This is a genomic window from Parahaliea mediterranea, from assembly GCF_003402235.1.
Classification (GTDB): domain Bacteria; phylum Pseudomonadota; class Gammaproteobacteria; order Pseudomonadales; family Halieaceae; genus Parahaliea; species Parahaliea mediterranea.
The window spans coordinates 14069-34069 of record NZ_QEWO01000005.1 but is presented as its reverse complement, the minus strand read 5'-3'; the positions used below and the strand labels follow the sequence as shown (position 1 = coordinate 34069).

Genomic DNA, 20001 nt, shown 5'->3' with positions numbered 1-20001 from the left:
TCAGTGAGTCTGTGTGCGGGGGGGCACCGGATCAACGCCGCCCTCGTGCCAGGGGTGGCAGCGGGACAGGCGCCGGGCGGCGAGGGAGCTTCCTTTTATTACACCGTGTTCTTCGATGGCTTCCCGGGCGTAGGCGGAACAGCTCGGGTAGAACCGACAGCGATTACCAAGGAACGGACTCAGGCAGGCCTGGTAGACCGATATAAGGAAGACCAACATGCGGCGCATCAGCGTCCCCGGCTTTCGCTAGTGTCAGCTTCGGAAACCCGTCGGGCCAGTTTCCGCCATTGCCCGCGCAATATAGAGGATAGCTCGGCATTATCCAACTGATCGATGCCGCGGCGGGCGAGCAGAACCACGTCCATAAAGGGCGGCTCGGCATCGGCCTGGCGAAACATTTCCCGGGCCAGTCGCTTGACCCGGTTGCGCTGCACCGCCAGGCGAACATTTTTTTTGGCAACGACCAAACCCAGGCGATGCCCGGGTTGATCGTTTTGTTTTGCCAGCAGCAAAACGTGCTTGTGGGAGGCCCTGGCCTCTGCGCCGTCAAATACCCGGCTGTAGTCCCTGGCGGTGAGCAGGCGGCTGGCCTTGCCGAAGCTGTATTGCGAGCTCCGCGGCTGCGCCGTGCCACTCATCGCGCAGGCGCCTGAATCAGGCGGCGAGGCGCTTGCGGCCCTTGGCGCGACGACGGTTCAGAACCTGGCGGCCGTTTTTGGTGGCCATGCGGGCACGGAAACCGTGGGTGCGCTTGCGCTTGAGTACGCTGGGCTGAAACGTTCTTTTCATGACACTGATTCCAATAGGTATATAAAAGTCATAAGACCCCGGCAGCTACCGGGGCCGGAAAAAAGGGTGGGTATTCTAGTGAAACGCCCGGGCCAATACAATCCGAAAGCCGGCTTTTTTCGCCGTCTGGGGCGCTTTTTATTGGCGTGACAGCCGATTTTGCCAAAGGCAGCGGCGGCGCGGCCTGCGCCATTCGGTGCACAGTTTCCCACAAAGAAATGCACAAGATATTCACAGGTGGATTGATTGCGGTATAAGGTTTGCCGGGCTCTGGATCTTGCCAGAAAGCGGTATATAAGGTACTGATTTCTAATAATAAAAAAACTGGAGGCCGGATCGGATTTTTTGTGGATAAGTGATTTCACGGGGCGTATGATGCCCCTTCCTGGCGGCGCTTATGCCAGCGAAATAAGAACTTACTCACAGTAAGATTCAGCGACCAAACGCACGACGACCGACCGTAAAAAAGACCCAATCTAGGCCAGCCGCCGTGAGGTGGCGATCAGGGGGATAGTTTGCCTGGCATCACCTGGCAGCGCTGTGTAGATCGACTGCAGAGCGAACTGCCATCGCAACAGTTCAATACCTGGATTCGGCCCCTGCAGGCCGCCCAGGAAGGGCAAATGCTGACGCTGTTTGCCCCGAATCGCTTCATCAAGGACTTTGTCGCCAACAAGTTTTCCGGCCGCATTCACGAGCTGGTGCGGGAGATTGAAGGCGATCACGCGCCGGATGTGGTGCTGGAGATCGGCAGCCGCCCGCAGCCACCCGCGGATGCCACAGGCGCAGGCGACGATGTCCCCGGTATGGCCCCGGGTATGGCACCGCGCATGGCACCGCAGGCGGCGGTGAACCTGGCCCAGAGTCCCTCCCGCGCTGGCGGCGGCTTTGCGCCGCAGCCTGTCCAGCGGGCCACCGGCCCTGCCCTGTCGGAACCTGCGGCGAACCCTGGCCACCTACAACGGCGCGCCCCGGCGGCGGTGGATCGCACCCGGGTGGAGCCCGCCGTGGCCCACCAGCCCGGGCTGTCTGGCTCCTTCACCTTTGAGAGTTTTGTCGAGGGCAAGTCCAACCAGCTTGCCCTGGCGGCGGCCCGCCAGGTGGCGGAAAATCCCGGTGCCGCCTATAACCCGCTGTTCCTCTATGGCGGCGTGGGCCTGGGCAAAACCCACCTCATGCACGCGGTGGGCAATGCCCTGCGGGCGCAGAAGCCGGATGCCAAGGTGGTGTACCTGCACTCCGAGCGCTTTGTGGCGGATATGGTCAAGGCCCTGCAGCTCAATGCAATCAACGAGTTCAAGCGCTACTACCGTTCGGTGGATGCCCTGCTGATTGACGACATCCAGTTTTTCGCCAAGAAGGACCGCTCCCAGGAGGAGTTCTTCCACACCTTCAACGCCCTGCTTGAAGGCGGCCAGCAAATGATCCTCACCTGCGACCGCTACCCCAAGGAGCTGGACGGGTTGGAGGAGCGGCTGAAGTCGCGCTTTGGCTGGGGCCTGACCGTGGCGGTGGAGCCGCCGGAGCTGGAAACCCGGGTGGCCATTCTGATGAACAAGGCCAACCAGGCGGGCATAGAGTTGCCGCCGGACGCGGCCTTCTTTATTGCCCAGCGGATTCGCTCCAACGTGCGTGAGCTTGAAGGTGCGCTGAAGCGGGTGATAGCAAGCGCTCACTTCACCGGCAAGCCCGTCGATATCGACCTGATCAAGGAAAGCCTCAAGGACCTGTTGGCCCTGCAGGACAAGCAGGTGAGCCTGGATAACATCCAGCGCACGGTGGCGGAGTACTACAAGATCAAAGTGGCGGACCTGATGTCGCGCCGGCGCAGCCGTTCGGTGGCGCGACCACGGCAGGTGGCGATGACCCTGGCCAAGGAACTGACCAATCACAGCCTGCCGGAAATTGGCGATAGCTTTGGTGGGCGCGATCACACGACAGTGCTGCACGCATGTCGTAAAATCAAGGAGCTTCGCGAAACCAGCTCGGACATTCGCGAGGACTATAAGAATTTGCTGCGCTCCCTGACCACCTGAGTGTGGGCAGGGCGGCGGCGGTAGGTAGCACCTGGTGGGCCGGCGCTTGTGGCGCCGGCTGGGGAATGGCGGAATTACCACCGCGCGGGCGGTGCGTTAAGGAATACACCTCGTTATGAAATTTGTGATCTCTCGGGACGCTCTGCTCAAGCCACTGAACCTGGTTGCCGGTGTGGTGGAGCGGCGCCAGACCCTGCCGATTCTGTCCAACGTATTGCTGGTGCTGGAGGGGGAGAAACTTTCACTGACCGGTACTGATCTGGAAGTGGAACTGGTGGGACGGGTGCAACTGCCGGCGCCCGGCGTTGACGGTGAGTTGACGGTGCCCGCCCGCAAGTTGGTGGATATCTGCAAATCCCTGCCGGAAGGCAATGACATTGAATTCAGCGCTGAAGACGGCAAGCTGACCGTCAAGTCCGGCCGCAGCCGCTTCACCCTGTCCACCCTGCCCGCCCGGGAATTCCCCAGTGTCGATGACAGCATTGGCACCCATCAGTTTGCCCTCAAGCAGGGCCAGCTGCGGCGCCTGATTGACCGCACCGGCTTTGCCATGGCCCAGCAGGATGTTCGCTACTACCTGAACGGCATGCTGTGGGAGCTCAAGCAGGGCCGCATGCGGGTGGTCGCCACCGACGGGCACCGCCTGGCCATGTGTACCCTGCCCAGCGATGTCGATATTCCGGAGGATATGCAGGTGATTCTGCCCCGCAAGGGGGTGCTGGAGCTGGCTCGCCTGCTGATGGAAGACGAGGCGGAGATTGGCATTGTGCTGGGCAGCAACCACCTGCGCGCCACCACCGCGGATTTCACCTTTACCTCCAAACTGGTGGATGGCAAGTTTCCGGACTATGAGCGGGTGTTGCCCCGCGCCGCCGACAAGTGTGTCATCGGGTCCCGCATGGAGCTGCGTCAGGCTTTTACCCGCACCGCCATCCTGTCCAACGAGAAGTACCGTGGCGTGCGCCTGAAGCTGGTGGACAACGCCATGGAGATCGTGGCCAACAACCCGGAGCAAGAGCAGGCCGAGGAATCTGTGCCAGTGGATTACCAGGGCGATAGCCTGGAGATTGGCTTTAATGTCAGCTACCTGCTGGATGTACTGGGTGTGCTCAGCGGCGAACAGGTGCGGCTGTCGCTCTCGGATCCCAATAGCAGCGCCTTGCTTGAAGAAACCGATACCGACGACTCTGTCTATGTTGTCATGCCCATGCGGCTCTGATTCACGGGGCTGCCCGCCACCGCTTGGTGGGCAGCCCGCTCTTGCACCCGGCATCCAGCCGCCCTCGCCCTCCTCCCTGAGCCGCCTACTGTCTCCCTGTCGTGGCACTGCAGCACCTTAATATCCACCGCGTGCGTAACATCCAGTCAGCCAGCCTGACCGGCTTCGGCCGGCTCAATGTTTTTTTCGGGGAGAACGGCAGCGGCAAAACCAGTGTCCTGGAGGCCATCCATTTGCTGGGTATGGCCCGCTCCTTTCGTGGAACCAGCGCGCGAACACTGATCAGCCATGGCCTGGCCGATTGCGTGGTGCAGGGCACCGTGGCCCGCTCAGGCAGTGGGCGCACCACGCTCGGGGTGCAGCGCGCGTTAAGCGGTGAGCTGTCGCTGCGGGTGCAGGGGGCGCCGGCGAAAGCTGTGTCTGAGCTGGTGGAACACCTTCCTCTGCAGGTGATCAATGCGGACAGTTTTGCGCTGTTGACGGGCAGTCCACCCGCCCGCCGGCAGTACCTCAATTGGGGAGTGTTCCACGTGGAACATCGCTTTTTCCCCGAGTGGCAACGCTTCCAGCGCTGCATTAAACAGCGGAATAGCGGGCTTCGGCGTGATAAACTGGCTGATCGTGAGCTGTCCGTCTGGACGCGGGAACTGGCGGACTCCGGTCAGCGACTCAACGATTTTCGCCAGGATTACTTTGCTGATCTCGCACCACGCTTTCGCGCGCTGATGGAGCGCTTGCTGCCACAGCTGGGTGATGTTGAACTTCGCCTGCGCCAGGGCTGGGACAAACGACTCAGCTATGTGGAGGCACTGGCGGCCACCCTGCACTCCGACCGGGAGAAGGGCTTTACCCAGGTTGGCCCACAGCGGGCAGACCTCAAGGTCACTATCGAGGGCCGGGCCGCGGAGGATGTGCTCTCCCGGGGGCAGCAGAAGCTGGTGATTTGCGGCCTCAAGCTGGCCCAGGGCCAGCTGATGCAGGAGAAAATGGGTCGCCAGTGCTGCTATCTGGTGGACGATCTGCCCTCAGAGCTGGATGCGCGGCACTGCCTGCGGGTGTGTGAGGAGCTCGATCAGCTGGGCGCACAGGTCTTTATTACCTGTGTTGAGGCGGCCGACCTGGCGGATCAGTGGTCAGAGCCCGCCGAAGTGGCCATGTTCCACGTGGAACATGGGCAGGTGACGGCGCTGGTGCAGCACGAGCAGGTGTAGGCGTTGTTATGTTGGCTACAGCGCCGGCCGGAACAAGCCCCAGGGCCCGGCGTTGGGCAACAAGGGAAATGTGTTGGAAAGCGTCCGCCGCAACAAGCAGTACGGACACAGTCATTCGGAAAGAGTTATTCGGAATATGAGCGATCAGGAAAATAACTACGATTCTTCAAGTATCAAGGTACTCAAGGGCCTGGACGCCGTCCGCAAGCGGCCGGGCATGTACATTGGCGACACCGATGACGGCACCGGCCTGCACCACATGGTCTTTGAGCTGGTGGACAACTCCATCGACGAGGCCCTGGCGGGCCACTGTTCACGCATTGATGTGGTGATCCACCCCGACGAATCGGTGACCGTAGGTGACGATGGCCGCGGTATTCCGACCGAAATGCACGAGGAGGGGGTATCCGCCGCGGAAGTGATCATGACCGTGCTGCACGCTGGCGGCAAGTTCGACGACAACACCTACAAGGTATCCGGCGGCCTTCACGGTGTGGGCGTGTCGGTGGTGAACGCGCTGTCCGAAGAACTGACCCTGACGATTCGCCGCGAAGGCAAGATGTACGAGCAGATCTACCGTCATGGCGTACCCCAGGCGCCCCTGGCGGTTATCGGCGAGACTGATAGCTCCGGCACCAGTGTGCGCTTCAAACCCTCTGCCCAGACCTTCACCAATATTGAATTCCATTTTGACCACCTGGCCAAGCGCCTGCGGGAGCTGGCCTTCCTCAACTCCGGCGTGCGCATCGTGCTGAAGGACGAGCGCAGCGGCAAAGAGGAAACCTACGCCTACGAAGGAGGCCTGAACGCCTTTGTGAACTACCTGAACCAGAACAAAACGCTGATCAACAAGCCCTTCCACTTCCAGGTGGACACCGACGAGGGCATTGGTGTCGAAGTGGCGCTGCAATGGAACGACTCCTTCCAGGAGAACATTTACTGCTACACCAACAACATTCCCCAGCGCGATGGCGGCACCCACCTGGCGGGCTTCCGGGCCGCCCTCACCCGCAGCCTGAACAACTACATCGAGCGCGAGGGCCTGGCCAAGAAGGCCAAGGTCAACACCACCGGGGACGACGCCCGGGAGGGCCTGACAGCCATCATCTCGGTGAAGGTGCCTGACCCAAAATTCTCCTCCCAGACCAAGGACAAACTGGTTTCCTCCGAGGTGAAAACCGCGGTGGAACAGGCCATGAACGCCGAATTCAACGACTACCTGCTGGAAAATCCCCAGGAGGCCAAGTCTGTGGTGGGCAAAATGCTGGACGCCGCCCGTGCGCGGGAGGCAGCCCGCAAGGCGCGTGAAATGACCCGCCGCAAAGGGGCGCTGGACATTGCCGGCCTGCCCGGCAAGCTGGCGGATTGCCAGGAGAAAGACCCGGCCCTGTCCGAGCTCTACCTGGTGGAGGGCGACTCCGCCGGTGGCTCCGCCAAACAGGGCCGCAACCGCCGCTTTCAGGCCATCCTGCCCCTAAAGGGCAAAATTCTGAACGTAGAGAAGGCTCGCTTCGACAAAATGCTGGGCTCCGCCGAGGTGGGCACCATTGTCACCGCCCTCGGCTGCGGCATTGGCAAGGACGAGTTCGACCCGGACAAATTGCGCTACCACAGCATCATCATCATGACCGATGCGGATGTAGATGGGTCCCATATTAGAACCCTTCTGCTGACCTTCTTCTTCCGGCAGATGCCGGAGCTGATCTCCCGCGGCCACGTGTACATCGCCCAGCCGCCCCTGTACAAGGTGGCCAAGGGCAAGCAGCACACCTACCTAAAAGACGACGAGGGCCTGCGCCAGTACCTCACCCAGTCGGCCCTGGATGGCGCCGCCATCGTGGTCAATCCCGATGCGCCGGCCATCACCGGCGAAGGGCTGGAGCAGCTGGTGAGTGAGTTCCGCAAGGTGGCCGCCACCATCGACCGCCTGAGCCGCCTCTATGCCCCGGTGGTGCTGTGGCAAATGGTCTACGGCGCCCATCTGGGCTTGGACGAGCTGAAGGACGAGGCCCGTGTCAGCGCATTCGCCGATCAGTTGAGTGAGCGCTTACTACCAGTAACACCCAAGGGTAGCAGCTACAACGTGGTGGTGCGCAAGGACCAGGAGCGGCAGATCTTCTTCCCGGTGGTGAAATTGATGGCCCACGGCATCGAATCGGAAACGGAGTACCATCACGAGTTCTTCGCCTCCGGGGAATACCGCAGCATCGTGGCCCTGGGCAACACCATCAATAACCTGATCGAGGAAGGCGGCTACTTCCAGCGCGGCGACAAAGTGCTGAACACCCGCGACTTTGAAACCGGTCTGTCCTGGCTGATGGCAGAGGCGCGCAAGGGTTACAACATCCAGCGCTATAAGGGTCTCGGTGAAATGAACCCCGACCAGCTGTGGGAAACCACCATGGACCCGGAAGTGCGCCGCATGCTCAAGGTGACCATTGAGGATGCCATCGCCGCCGACCAGATTTTCACCACCCTGATGGGCGACCATGTGGAACCGCGCCGGGACTTTATCGAGGAAAACGCACTGTCCGTCGCCAACCTGGACGTGTAGCAAAAACGCCGTTGTGGGTTCTCATTGAAAATGAACTTTTCGCACAGAGTTGAACCAAGTCGATTTAAAGTAAATCCTTATATTTCAATTAGTTAAGTAGATGCGCATGTAAGGATTTGGTTGTTTTTTGACCTGTAAGGGTTGGTTTTCTGGATAAAACCAACCCTTATTCTGGCTTTCCCGCACTCCCCTATCGGTCAATCACCCCAAAAACGATAGAAAGCCCGTCAAAGTTGCGCGCCTGTCCTTTTGACCATAAAGTTTCCGCAATGGACACTTTATTGGGCTTGCTCCAATACTTACACTGAACTCGAGTCGCTCGCGCTCAGCCCTATCAATTGTCCCGTAAAGACCATGTGGAGCACCCATTGACTCGCCGGGAGTTACTGTATATAAAGACAGTAGACAACTTGTTTGCCAGGTGTGCGGGCCGATATCAGTCGGTGCCGTATCATACTGCGCAAGCCCCGAGGATCACGTGTGTGATTTAGGGTGGGTTTGGAATGATTTCATTCCTCCCAGAGAATGTCTTACCGGCTCAGTCGCCCTGCAAATAACCGGAGCTCGATCCATAGAGGGTTCTTACCAGACGGTTGCGGGACTAAATTTCTGCGTCGGGATGGATGTGGCTGGTTCCGCCTTGCAATCCGGCGTTAAAAACGTATATACGGGTTCGTAAGGGGAGAATTTGCCATGAAAGTGGTTTCATGCAAAAACATGCCAACGCTCGCGCCCGCTGGGTGCTGCTGTGGGTTCTTGTATTTTGCGGGACACTTGTTTGCCAGGTGTGCGGGCCGATATCAGTCGGTGCCGTATCATACTGCGCAAGCCCCGAGGATCACGTGTGTGATTTAGGGTGGGTTTGGAATGATTTCATTCCTCCCAGAGAATGTCTTAACGCCGTGGCGATTGGGTGTTGCTCGCTGGTAAGGCCCTTACCAACTTTATGTCGACTGAAACCAGTTACTACATTGACCAGGTCAAAAACATTCGCAACTTGAGAGCGGCTTGGAACCATATTCGCTCGAATTGCCGAATCTCTCCGTCCGAAAAAATTCGCCAGGAAGCAGCAGAATTCGATGCTGATTCAGGAAGGCACCTTAGTAGAGTACAGCGTCAGATTCGTGAGAATCGATTTGTTTTTCCTCCGTCTTATGGCTTAGCCAAAGAGAGCAAACCCGGGAAAAAGCGTCCTATCGTTTTACCATCGATCGAAACTAGAATTGTTCAACGAGCCATCCTGCAGGTTCTTCAGAAGAATAACGAAATAAGGCAGCTCATTGAAAACCCCACTAGTTGCGGTGGTATAAAAGAGCGGGGAGTTAGGTATGCAGTAGAAATGGCGCACGATAAAATCGTAGCTGACGGGAAGTATTTTATCCGATCAGATATAAAATCATTCTTCACTCAAATCTCTAAAGCGCATGTCTTAGGTAGAATAAAGAATCATGTGTCCGACCCCCAGTTTGACGACTTAATTGAACGGGCAACGATGGTCGTGCTATCTAACCAGTTCAGCCTTGGTGCTGATTATAAGCTGTTTCCTACTAGCGATTTGGGTGTGGCTCAGGGGTCTTGCCTATCGCCTTTATTCGGAAACATTGTACTGTCGGAGTTTGACGAGAAGCTAAACACCCATGATGTATTGTGTATTCGCTATATCGACGATTTTATTTTAATAGGTCCTACACAGAAGGCAGTGAATGCAACTCTGAAAAAAGGGCTAAAAATTCTCAGTGATCTTGACCTTGAGGCGTACGATCCAAAGATCGATAGAGAGAAAGCGGAGTCTGGAGAGACCTCCAAAGGATTCGAGTTTCTCGGTTGTCATATAAGACCTAACCAAATTACACCGAAAAAGGAATCGAGAAAAAGGCTCATACAAAGCGTTGAGACGAAAATTAAATTTTCAAAGATCCAGCTAAGAACAAAAGAGCCAAAACGTCCTCTGGGAAAAATGAGCTTTGTTGAAACCCTAAATGAGATAAATAAGTCGGTCAAAGCTTGGGGTAATCAGTACCAGTTCTGCAATAACCATCAAATCCTAGAACAAATGGATGGAAAAATTTCTGACCTTATAGAGGATTACCAGTCCCACTTCAGTTCGCAGATGAATTGGATTTCGCCTGAGAAAAACTTAGTGAAAAGAAGATTGCTTGGTGTTCATGCTTTGGTAGATAGCAAAAGTAATCCAGTAGTCAAAGCAAAGATTAGTTCTCAATCCTAAAAGTTCAGAGTCACCGCGTTCGCCCGTAACCACTCCCGAGCCTCCTGGTATTCCGGCATCACCCTGTCTATCTCCCGCCAGAACTCCGGAGAGTGGTCATGGCGTATAAGGTGGCAGAGTTCATGGATGACGACGTAGTCGACCATCCGGTTCGGCGCCATCATGATTCGCCAGTTGAACTCCAGCTTGCCCTTGGCCGTGCAGCTTCCCCAGCGTGACCGGAAGGTTTTGATACCCACCCCGGTTGGCTGCACCCCGACCTGCGGCGCGAAGCGCGTCACTTTTTCGGTTAGCTTGTGCTCGGCCTGGCGCTTGTACCAGCGCACCAGGGCGTTGCGGACAATGTGCTGCTGGCTACCCGAAGGCACGGTGACCACCAGGCGACCGTTTAGCAGCCTTACTGGAGTGAAGTTGCCAGTCTCTACCTTTAGCCGGTAATTCCTACCTAGATAGCTGAAGGCCTCACCTGCGATAAAACGGCGCGTGGCGGGGGGCGCCTGCTCCTGATGCAGGGCAATCTTTTCCTTGATCCAGCGGCGCTTGGCGGTCAGCAGCTGGTCGATTCGCTCGGTGGAAGTGCTGGTTGGCACCACCACGGACACGGCGCCGTCCTCAACCCGGATATCGGCTGACTTGCGGCGGCTGGTACGGATAATCTCGGCAAAGAAGCCATTGCCGTCCCGATACTCCGCTTGTGGCTGTCTTGCCGTCACTGAGTTGATGACCTCACTTGAACCGGTTTTTCGCCAGGTCCATGAAACGGTCCTGCACTACGGTGACCAGGGATTTGTCGGCAAAGGTGGAGTCCAGGATCGCGCGTTTTATTTCCTTCTTCATACGCTTGACTTCGTCCGGCTTGCTGAAGAAGTCCACAATCTGCGTGGCTTCATTGAACATGGCCACTAGATCCCGGCTGGTTGCCTTGATTTCGTTGTGTACTGCCTCGCTGACGGTGTCCTCGCCGGTGAGGCGGGTTACTTCGGCCATCAGGATGTTGTAGAAGGCAAACTCGGTCTCACTCAACCCCAGGCTATCCGCGGCCTGCTTGTGTTCTGTTTCGATGGTACTGACCATCTGCAGCAGCAGTTCGAGCTGCTGGTCCCACTTGCCATTGGTCTTCTCGATGATGTCCCGCAGGCGCAGGCTCAGGGACTTGTAGTACTCGGGGTCGTCATCCAGGTTGACGGTGATGTGGTGCTTGATGGCGCTCTCGATCTCTGAGGCGCGGGATTCCGGGGACTTGATCTGCTCCACGGTCTCCCGGAAGTTGGCCGCCATCAGATCCACCGGGGGAATCTTGGGATCTACCCCGGTGCTGATAATGTGCTCGTCCACCAGCTTGCGGACCTTGGCGCCGGCGTCACTGATGTTCAGGCCGGGATCGCGGTAGCGGTTGCGGGCGGCGTTCTGGATGTTGATTTGCATCCAAAATTGACCCACTAGCCCCCCAGATTTGCATCGAATTTTGACCCACGTATAACCCTTCCCTGTTGAGGTTTCAGCAGGGGTACAAGGAGTGATAGACGTGGCTTTAGTCAGTGTAATTCGCCGTTGGCACCTGCGGGATCAGATGCCGATTCGGGAGATCGCCCGCCGCACCGGGCTGTCCAGAAACACCGTGCGTAAATACCTCGCCAGTGCTTGCCTGGAGCCGGTTTACCCGGCGCGCAAATCGCCCAGCAAGCTGGATGATTACGAGGAGACGCTCACCAACTGGTTGTTCCGGGAGTCGCGCAGGCACCGCAAACAGCGGCGCACCGTGAAACAGCTGTACCGGGACCTACTCACCCTGGGCTACACCGGTTCCTATGACCGGGTGGCTGCCTTTGCTCGCCAGTGGCGACAGGATCAGCAGGAAGCTCGGTTGCTGGCCGCCAAGCGGACCTATGTTCCCCTCGAGTTTGCACCCGGTGAAGCCTTCCAGTTCGACTGGAGTGAGGACTGGGTCAAGATCAATGGCGTCAGCACCAAGTTGCAGATCGCCCACTTCAAGCTCTGCTACAGCCGCGCTTTCTTCCTCCGGGCCTACCTGACGCAATCCCACGAGATGCTCTTCGATGCCCACTACCACGCCTTTATTGCCTTCGACGGGATACCGGAGCGCGGCATCTACGACAACATGAAGACCGCTGTGGACAAGATCGGCCGCGGCAAGCAGCGGCAGATCAACAAGCGCTTCTATGCCATGGTGGGTCACTATCTGTTTGAACCGGAGTTCTGTAACCCGGCCTCTGGCTGGGAGAAGGGGCAAATAGAGAAGGCCGTTCTCGATGCCCGTCACGGTCTGTGGTACGACCCGCCACCGTTCAATACCCTGCAGGATCTGAACAACTGGCTGCAGCAACGGTGCCGCGAGCTCTGGCAGGAGGCTGCACATCCCGTGCTCAAGTCACGTTCCCTCGCCGAATGCCTGGAGGACGAGCGACCAAAGCTGATGTCGGTACCGCCCGCCTTTGATGGCTTCACCGAGTACGCCAAGCGCGTCTCCTCGACCTGCCTGATTACCTTCGAGCACAACCGTTACAGCGTGCCGGCCAGCTTCGCCAATCGCGTGATCAGCCTCCGGGTGTATCCACAGCGGCTGGTAATCGTGGCGGAAACCCTGGTCGTGGCAGAGCACGAGCGCGTATTTAACCGGGACAAGAGCACGCCGGGGCAAACCCTGTTCGATTGGCGCCATTATCTGACGGTAGCCCAGCGCAAGCCGGGGGCATTACGCAATGGCGCCCCCTTCACCGTTGCCAATTCCTGGAGGATGCACAGAACGTGGTGCTGGTTGGCGGCCCGGGCACCGGTAAAACCCACCTGGCGACAGCGATGGGTGTGCAGGCCATCCAGCACCACCGGCAGCGGGTGCGCTTCCTGTCGACGATTGAGCTGGTTAATGCACTGGAACAGGAGCAAGCCGCCAACCAGCAGGGTCGCATTGCCAACCGGCTGGTACATACCGACCTGGTGATCCTGGACGAACTGGGTTATCTGCCCTTCAGTCAGGCGGGTGGTGCCTTGTTGTTCCACCTGATCAGCAAGCTCTATGAGCGTACCAGCATCATCATTACCACCAACCTCAGCTTCGCGGAATGGTCAGTGGTGTTCGGTGACGAGAAGATGACAACGGCCTTGCTGAACCGACTGACGCATCACTGCCATATCCTGGAGACGGGCAATGACAGTTACAGGTTGAAACACTCCACGACTCAGGACCGAGGGGAGAGAGGCAGGAAATTGAAATCTACGCCATAATCTGGCGTTCGGGGTGGGTCAATATTAGATGCAAATCCCGGGTCAGTTTTAAGTGCAAATCAACAGTGTAGAGTCTCATGGGCCATTTGGCCTATACTGGACAATAGATACTATGACCGCTTAGAGGACGCTTACGACCAAGCGGAAGCCGCCAGACGAAATAATGAAAACAGACTCCGGAAGGGCGTGGGAACAATTAGGCTCTGCTGTAGGTTTCGTTCTATTGGCGGCAGCCACTCTCCGGTTGGGCCTGAGGCGTTTATCATCACCCGATTGATTTCCTGCCCATTTGCATGGGTCCGCTGTCGCCGCGATGGCTTTGCCGTTCGAGGCCCGCTGTCATTTGCACGGAAATGCTCAGCGGAGCAACAACATAAACCAGCTTGGCCGTCCAGTAACCGGGGCCTTTTCGTTGTTGGAGGCGCACTGTAACGTCACCGGCTCGGGCAGTTGACCTGAATGAATACTGCGCCTATCGCAAATTCTGATGAAGTCAATTTGTGGGTAGGTGTTAACGGCTTGAGAATTGTGGTTTATCGGTACGATTGACCATGGCTGTCAGGGCCGATCGCCTCTCGGAGAACTATAATGGAAAAATTGGTTTACCTTCTCGATCGGGCCGTGGATGACCCGGAAAATCAGGCATTTCTCGATAGTTTCAAGGCTGGGTTGCTGCCGGTCATTCGCGCCTCTGGAGGCCACCATATCACCCTTAACATTGCAGATATTGACGCACTGGTTGTGGCCGCGAACTCAGCTCGCATTGCGGGTGAGTGGAAGAAGGTCGGCGCAGTCGTGGCATTCTGGCTGGATACGCTTGATAGTCGTGCAGATATCGAGGCAGCTATTGAAACCCTGTCCCCGGGTTACAGTGGCTATCTGGTGACAGAATCGATACCCCAGGCCTTCGAGGTTGAGTGGGGCGAAGGGGAACGTCGTCCTGGCGTCACGCAATTTACCGCTCATAACAAGCCGGATTCGGTTTCCGAAGCGGAGTTCTACCACAATTGGCAAGTTAAACACTCCGCGATATCTTTCGATTTGCACCCCTTGAGATGGTCATACGTGCGTAACGCGGTAGCGCGCCCGCTCACGCAGATCGCACCGGCTTATCGCGCCATTGTGCTGGAACACTTTCGCGAGCTTAGGGATTTCACCGATGACAGTCGCTACTTTGGTGACCCAGAGGTCGTCGAGGAAATGTATGCCGATCTGCCTGGGTTCTGTGATTTCAATAGCATGATTACCGGACCAATGAGCGAGTACTGGTTCGATTGAGCTGCGCGTAACTATCGCTTTGTAAGATCGGAAGCACTAACGGAAACTATCAGCAGCTCAGTGATGAATACGACAACGAATAACAGCCATAAAAATCTGGATCTTACTGACAAGGTCGCCATGGTGACCGGCGCGGGTAGTGGAATCGGTCGGGCCACAGCGCTGCGTTTTGCGTCTCTTGGCGCACGGGTCGCAGTAGTTAATCGCACAGAATCCAAAGGCATGGAAACGGTCAACCTGATCAGGGCTGAGGGCGGGGTAGCAGAGTTTATTCAAGCTGATCTCGGCGATGCGAATACTATTGCGCCGATGATAAAAGCTATAGTGGATCGGCTTGGCGGGTTGCACTGCGCGTTCAATAATGCAGGGATGACGGGTGAAGCAACCCCCTTCCATCGCGTGTCCCTGGACGAATGGAATCAAGTGGTTGCGGTCAACCTCACTTCGGTTTTTCTGTGTATGCAGATGCAAATCGAGCACATGCTAAGTACCGGTGGCGGGGTTATCGTCAACAACGGTTCGGGCGCCTCGATAATGGGTGCGGCGGGACTTCCCCACTATACGGCGACCAAGCATGGGCTGCTGGGTTTGGCCAAGGTGGCGTCAAAGGAGTATGCGTCGCAGAACATCCGTATTAACACCGTTTGCCCTGGTGTAATCGAAACAGAACCAATGCGGGCTTACCTGAATTCGACCCCTGACCAGGGCGGCGAGTTTCTCCAATCATTACCTGGTGGGCGAATGGGGCAGCCCGAAGATGTTGCGCGTGCAGTGGTGTGGCTGTGCTCAAGTGAAGCGGCGTATGTCAGTGGAGCAAATATCGTCGTCGATGGCGGTTTGATGAGCCTCTGACTAGTATTTGATAAGACCCATTCACAAGGTGAATGCCGAGGTAAAAATCATAGTGCTATCCGTGAACCTAACCTGAATGCTTTAGACCACCAACAATGAATGATGTGAGGTCATGCACATACTGCTCACGCTTCTTCCGTGTGTCTGGCTGACCATTGATTGACAAAATTGTGTCCATGTTTGCCAAACCCTGGAAGGTTAATTCAGTGGCAAGCAGCCAACGAAATCGAAGTACTTCCTCCTGAGCTTCCGGCAGTGCCTTGGCTAGCAGGGGTTCGAATTTCTTGAAGCTATGCTCCGTGATCTTTCGGATATGCCCCAAATGATTAAGTTCTATGTACGCTCTGTAGAAAAACTTTACCGTAATCAGGCCTGGTGTTGGGTCGGAGATGATTGCTTTGGCTAATGGCATCACCAGTGCATTGACTAGGGACTCAAGTGATGGCTGCTCCTGATCTTGAAGCGGCTGCAACAGAGTCGATCGCAACTCCATAATTGGCTGACGCCGAACTTCCAATAACGTTTCAAGTAGTGCTTCCCTGCTGCGGAAGTGGTAATGCAGCGCTGCCGCACTGTAACCTGCCTCTGCATTAATTTCTCGCAATGAAACGTTCTGGGTTCCCCTGGCGGCAAATAGGCGCTCAGCTGTATCCAGTATGTCCTCTCGGGCATTACCCTTTGCTCTACTCATTCTTGGTTTAAAAATTCATCCACAAATCGCCAAACCAAAATTATACCAGACAAATAAAACTTGTCATTTGATAAGTCATTGCCTACGATCAATCTTATCGAGTGATAAGACCGAGCCAGGTGAGGCGCAGATATGTGTCCATTTTGGTCATGGAATAACAGGTCTCAAGCCTGAACAAGCTCAGCTAAAAAATAAAATTAGCAATATCCTACAGGGTTCCGTTTGGGTAAGAATTAATATTTGAAAACTGAGTACCAATAAAAAGAAAACATCTATTATCAATAATAATGAGTGGTCTAATAATGCTTATGTTTAATAGAAATATATTCAGCACAGAAATCCGTAATGCAATTCACGGAGCTTCAGATGGACCGACAAGTCTAGCCAGAATTTATAGATCGACATCGCTTCGACTGGTCTTGGCCTGTACTTTTACGATGCCAATAAATGCACTAGCACAGGAAAAAACCGTGCTAGAAGAAGTGTTGGTATTAGCTACCCCTATTAGAGATAGCCAGCAGGCTTCTATTGACGCCAAACGATTGTCAGACAATTCAGTGGAAATTGTCTCGGCGGATACTATCGGACAGTTTCCAGATCAAAATCTGGCTGATTCACTTGGCCGTCTTCCGGGTATTGCTATAGAGCGGGACCAAGGGCAAGCACGCTACATCAACCTACGCGGTGCGCCATTCCGATATACCACAATTGCTTTTGATGGGATTGATGTGCCAGGTGCCGAGAATGGTCGTATACCTCGCTTTGATAGCTTCCCTTCGGTTATTACTCAACGTATTGAGGCCAACAAAGCAATTTTGCCTAGCATGCCGGGTGAATCAGTAGCTGGATTTATTAATATCCATACGTTCAGTCCATTTGCAAAAGATGGACTATCTTTTTCTGCAGATATTGGAGCTGGAAAGCAGAATCTTGGTAACGGTGATATAGATAAGATGGCCTTCCGAGGTTCGTGGTCGAACGAAAATTTTGGCGGAATGATATTTGCGTCAGAAAATAGTCGAAACCAAATTACCGATGGTAGAGGCTATGAATTAGACCGAACTGTGAAAGGTGAGCTAACGGTACAGGAGCTGGACTTTACCAGCTATAAGATTCGACGCGAAGACAAAAGCTACGGTGGTCGCATCGAGTACCGTGGGAATAACGCTCTTCAGCGAGTATTTCTATCAAATTTGTATAGTGAATTTCAAGATCGCGAGAGGCGTAATCAGTTTATATTCTCACCGCTGAGCCCTGCCGTAGGTGCCAATGTGGAGGATGTTAGCATGTTAGTTTCACGGAGGTTGCAAGACGGTATATACGAAAATTCGACTGAGACCTCTACTCTGGGCGCCGACGTCTTAGCTGGGAACTGGATTGTAGAGGGGCGGCTCACCGCTACGGAAACTATCTCCCTTTCGGATATACCAATCCCTTTTAGCGTAGGCGGTGTAACCTTAGCTGACTACAATCTGAATGAAATAGACGATCCGAAAGTATACTTAGCTGGCGACCTTTCCCAAGTTCAGTATGCCAGGGATATTGGCATACATTATGTGGAGCGTTTAAACATTGACGCAACTCAGCTCAAAATAGATGCCAGCCGAGATCTGTCAATCTTTGGATATTCATCCACATTGTCCCTAGGAGTAAAGTGGGATGACCGCGATGCTGACGGATATGTCGGACAGCCGATATACACGTCGATGCCTTCTGGCATCAATATCGATAGCTACAATACTGGAAAACCATGGGATGCCAACAAAACAAACACCATTGGTGGGACATACTATGATAATAGTAGTTTGGTCAAAGATTGGTCTTCCCAAGGCGACCTCTCTATTAGCGGCCAAATTGCCCCAGAAAACAAGATCTTTATAGAAGAAGAAATTCTTTCTGCCTACGCCATGATACGTTCAGAGTTCAGTTGGGGAAGTATTGTGGCAGGACTTCGAATTGAGGAAACAGAATATAGTTCTGAAGGGAATGTCAACGACCTTCCAGTTTCCGCGCAGGAACGATTTATTAACTACCTTCCCAGTGCTCACGTCAACATTGATCTTGCAGAAGATTTGAAGTGGCGAATCTCCGCATCTACAGGCGTCAACCGTCCTAACTATAATGAATGGCGAGCAGCGGTAAGTGTGAATCTTGTCGATGAAGAAGTGACAGGTGGAAATCCCCGCCTGCAAGCGGAGGAAGCCATCGGTTTTGACACATCACTTGAATGGTATTTTGCCCCTGCCAGCCTATTATCTGCTGGGGCCTTTTACAGAGAGATCGACAATGTCATATATACAGACGTGTCAACTATTGACGCCGGCCTGTATTGGCCGCCAGCAGCTGGGCAAACGTGGGAGTACTTCGGTGCAGTAAACGGCAATAATGGCATGATGAAAGGAATAGAATTCAATGCTATTGCTTTGGCAGAAGAAGTTCTTCCCAGCCCTTTTGATGGGCTGGGTATTAGTGCCAATCTAACTTTTCTGGACTCAGAATTCGAGACCTTGGACGGGCGTGTACTCAGTCTTCCAGGAACCTCAGATACAATCTATAACGCCTCCCTATTTTACGAAAAATACGATTTCTCGATACGCTTAAATTATCAGTATCGTGATGACTGGGTGTCTCCTGTTCAAGACCCCAGCGATTACTGGGGCGAGCAAGAGCGCGTTGACCTGTCTATTGTGTATGACTTGCCCATTAATTGGGATCGTATTTCCATGTCGGTCTATGCAAATTTCAATAACCTGACTGATGAAACTGATCGTCGTTATAGCGGCAACGACACTATCAATCAATCAGAGGAATACGGTCGTCGATACCTTTTAGGGTTTAGAGTAAACTATTAAAAATTTCTGTTGTTTATATTTTTACAGAATGTATAAAAACTTTGATAAGTATAAGGTGGATTGCGTGAAAGTATTTAGCTTCGTGCTTGTTGTCTCAGCTTTGTTTTCGTCTACGGCCAATGCTGAATTATTTTCTGCTGAAATTGATCAGAAAGAAAATCGTGTTCTTGATACCTACAAAAAAGTACTTCTCCTAGAGGGGGGGTCGAATTTCCGCGATCTTGGCGGCTATGTGACATCTGATGGAAGAACTGTCCGAAAAGGTCTTCTTTTCCGGTCAGGAGTTATGACCAATCTAACTGAAGAAGACCAAAAGTATTTGTCGGATTTTGATTTTGATACCATTGTTGATCTGAGAAGTATTGAGGAGCGGAATCTTTTCCCAAATCTGTGGGCGAGAAATTCTGGAATTAATTATATCTCAATAGACTATCATTTTACTGAAATGATCCCGCAAGTTTCTGAGGAATCAAATACTCGTGACTCAACAATGGAGCGGCTCTATCGAAAAATTCCTGATAATCTTAAACCCCAGCTTAAGGCATATTTTTCTCAGGCAATTGCAGGTAATACGCCTTTAGTTGTCAACTGCTCTGCTGGGCAAGATCGCACAGGTGTAGCCGCTGCCCTCATGCTTATATCTCTAGGGGTTCCGCGTTCGCAAGTAGTGCAGGATTACGTACTTTCCACTGAATACCGCCAACCAGCTGTAGAGAATGGAAGTATTAACTTGGCTGAAAAGGCGGAGGACAACCCTTTTGCCGAAATACTTCTACGTTACAGCAATAAGGAATCTACCAAGCCGAAGCCGTTGATTAATGAAGAGGGTATTCCATATCTATACTATACTCTGCGCGAGATTGAAGAAAGGTATAGTTCGGTTTTGGCATATTTGGAATTAGAGCTAGATGTAGATTCTGATAGCTTGGAGAAATTGAAGTCTTTGTATTTAATTTAGTTATAGACATATGACTGAAAACAGAGGGCCGGTCATTTTTCTAGATTCTGGCCGTATTGGCCGATACGTTGAGGTATTCGGTCGCTAGATC

The 20001-nt window shown here is 54.3% G+C and carries 15 protein-coding genes and 2 pseudogenes; 11 read left to right on the top strand and 6 right to left on the bottom strand.

All coding sequences use genetic code 11. The annotated features are described in order from the left end of the window. Genes yidD through rpmH form a run of 3 tightly spaced genes read right to left on the bottom strand, consistent with a single transcriptional unit; the run spans position 1 to position 789 of the window. A complete protein-coding gene (yidD, locus tag DDZ17_RS14985) occupies positions 1–228 on the bottom strand; it encodes a membrane protein insertion efficiency factor YidD (protein WP_116367787.1) in 228 nt (75 codons plus the stop codon). Continuing rightward, positions 228–638, bottom strand: a complete 411-nt coding sequence (rnpA, locus tag DDZ17_RS14980) for a ribonuclease P protein component (RefSeq protein ID WP_116367786.1) — start codon at positions 636–638, stop codon at positions 228–230. Before rnpA ends, yidD begins: the two co-directional genes overlap by 1 nt. Before the next feature lie 16 nt (positions 639–654). Then, positions 655–789 carry a 50S ribosomal protein L34 gene (gene rpmH / locus DDZ17_RS14975; RefSeq protein WP_116367785.1) on the bottom strand — a complete coding sequence of 45 codons (135 nt, stop codon included), beginning with the start codon at positions 787–789 and terminating at the stop codon, positions 655–657. 515 nt (positions 790–1304) lie between these two features. Between rpmH and dnaA the strand changes: the two genes are divergently transcribed. The 5 genes from dnaA (at position 1305) to DDZ17_RS14950 (ending at position 10036) form a co-directional block, all read left to right on the top strand. Then, positions 1305–2825: a chromosomal replication initiator protein DnaA gene (gene dnaA, locus DDZ17_RS14970; protein ID WP_116367784.1), complete on the top strand. Its 1521-nt coding sequence runs from the start codon at positions 1305–1307 to the stop codon at positions 2823–2825. 115 nt (positions 2826–2940) lie between these two features. Continuing rightward, positions 2941–4044 (top strand): DNA polymerase III subunit beta, encoded by a 1104-nt coding sequence (gene dnaN / locus DDZ17_RS14965; protein WP_116367783.1) that lies wholly within the window; start codon positions 2941–2943, stop codon positions 4042–4044. Between the two features lie 101 nt (positions 4045–4145). Beyond that, positions 4146–5255, top strand: a complete 1110-nt coding sequence (recF, locus tag DDZ17_RS14960) for a DNA replication/repair protein RecF (RefSeq protein ID WP_116367782.1) — start codon at positions 4146–4148, stop codon at positions 5253–5255. A gap of 136 nt (positions 5256–5391) precedes the next feature. Beyond that, the gene (gyrB, locus tag DDZ17_RS14955; RefSeq protein ID WP_116367781.1) at positions 5392–7809 is read left to right on the top strand and encodes a DNA topoisomerase (ATP-hydrolyzing) subunit B; all 2418 of its coding nucleotides are present in this window, start codon (positions 5392–5394) and stop codon (positions 7807–7809) included. Between the two features lie 946 nt (positions 7810–8755). Continuing rightward, entirely contained in the window at positions 8756–10036 is a 1281-nt protein-coding gene (locus DDZ17_RS14950; protein ID WP_157976672.1) for a reverse transcriptase domain-containing protein, read from the top strand. Here the strand turns inward: DDZ17_RS14950 and DDZ17_RS14945 are convergent. Next, complete coding sequence (locus tag DDZ17_RS14945) at positions 10033–10749, bottom strand: M48 family metallopeptidase (protein WP_116367779.1); 717 nt, start codon at positions 10747–10749, stop codon at positions 10033–10035. The genes DDZ17_RS14950 and DDZ17_RS14945 overlap by 4 nt on opposite strands. 13 nt (positions 10750–10762) lie before the next feature. Beyond that, positions 10763–11461 (bottom strand): type I restriction enzyme endonuclease domain-containing protein, encoded by a 699-nt coding sequence (locus DDZ17_RS14940; protein ID WP_206613565.1) that lies wholly within the window; start codon positions 11459–11461, stop codon positions 10763–10765. A gap of 91 nt (positions 11462–11552) precedes the next feature. Between DDZ17_RS14940 and istA the strand changes: the two are divergent. From istA to DDZ17_RS14920, 4 genes and pseudogenes are all read left to right on the top strand, one after another. Then, positions 11553–12770, top strand: a pseudogene (gene istA, locus DDZ17_RS22835) (IS21 family transposase); the annotation flags it as partial. Beyond that, positions 12761–13279 (top strand): annotated as a pseudogene (gene istB / locus DDZ17_RS23045) (IS21-like element helper ATPase IstB); the annotation flags it as partial. The pseudogenes istA and istB, both read left to right, overlap by 10 nt. Positions 13280–13867: 588 nt before the next feature. Next, the gene (locus DDZ17_RS14925; protein ID WP_116367777.1) at positions 13868–14557 is read left to right on the top strand and encodes an EthD domain-containing protein; all 690 of its coding nucleotides are present in this window, start codon (positions 13868–13870) and stop codon (positions 14555–14557) included. Positions 14558–14620: 63 nt separating this feature from the next. Next, a complete protein-coding gene (locus DDZ17_RS14920; RefSeq protein WP_116367776.1) occupies positions 14621–15409 on the top strand; it encodes an SDR family NAD(P)-dependent oxidoreductase in 789 nt (262 codons plus the stop codon). A gap of 67 nt (positions 15410–15476) precedes the next feature. Here DDZ17_RS14920 and DDZ17_RS14915 read toward each other — a convergent pair whose 3' ends face one another. Then, positions 15477–16100: a TetR/AcrR family transcriptional regulator gene (locus DDZ17_RS14915; RefSeq protein ID WP_116367775.1), complete on the bottom strand. Its 624-nt coding sequence runs from the start codon at positions 16098–16100 to the stop codon at positions 15477–15479. 470 nt (positions 16101–16570) lie between these two features. Here DDZ17_RS14915 and DDZ17_RS14910 point away from each other — a divergent pair, with 470 nt between their 5' ends. Both DDZ17_RS14910 and DDZ17_RS14905 read left to right on the top strand, forming a co-directional pair. Continuing rightward, positions 16571–18952 (top strand): TonB-dependent receptor, encoded by a 2382-nt coding sequence (locus DDZ17_RS14910; RefSeq protein WP_157976670.1) that lies wholly within the window; start codon positions 16571–16573, stop codon positions 18950–18952. Positions 18953–19016: 64 nt separating this feature from the next. After that, entirely contained in the window at positions 19017–19910 is an 894-nt protein-coding gene (locus DDZ17_RS14905) for a tyrosine-protein phosphatase (protein ID WP_157976669.1), read from the top strand. Positions 19911–20001 lie beyond the last annotated feature (91 nt).